Raw genomic sequence first — 429 nt, forward strand, 5'->3', positions numbered from 1 at the left:
GGTGAGAATCGGTCATTATTCACGCTTTTTAACGCGCCACACAAAAAGCGGTAAAACCTAACCCCATCGGTTTCACTGCCTAATAGTCTCAGTTGAATAGCCGCCTCTGCATAAAAGGGAATATAGTAATAACTCTCATACACATCATCTAAAGAAAAGAGGTTCCCCTTCAGTCCTCCGTCACTGATTAATATTCTCTGTACCATCTCCATACCGACTCCCATGATAATGGCACCGCCCGGTAAAATCTGCCTGCACTTTCTAAGACGTATCTCCAGACGGCTTTTTAAATTCCGTTCTATTTTTGGTGTCCATTTCATCAGGTTTCCCATTGTATTGTAGACCACATAAAACTGATCCGCCGCCAGTACCCCACAGGCCCTTGAGCCTTTGATTTCCATGTCCGTTTCCTGCTTCCACTCCATTGTC

1 protein-coding gene is annotated in these 429 nt (G+C 44.8%); it reads right to left on the bottom strand.

Translation table 11 applies throughout. The features are described 5' to 3' along the window. Positions 1-401, bottom strand: a 401-nt coding sequence (locus NE664_14325; protein ID MCQ4727811.1) for a hypothetical protein, incomplete at its 3' end; no start/stop codon positions are given. Positions 402-429: the final 28 nt, after the last annotated feature.

Origin of the sequence: Anaerotignum faecicola (assembly GCA_024460105.1) — a bacterium.
In the GTDB taxonomy this organism is placed as follows: domain Bacteria; phylum Bacillota; class Clostridia; order Lachnospirales; family Anaerotignaceae; genus JANFXS01.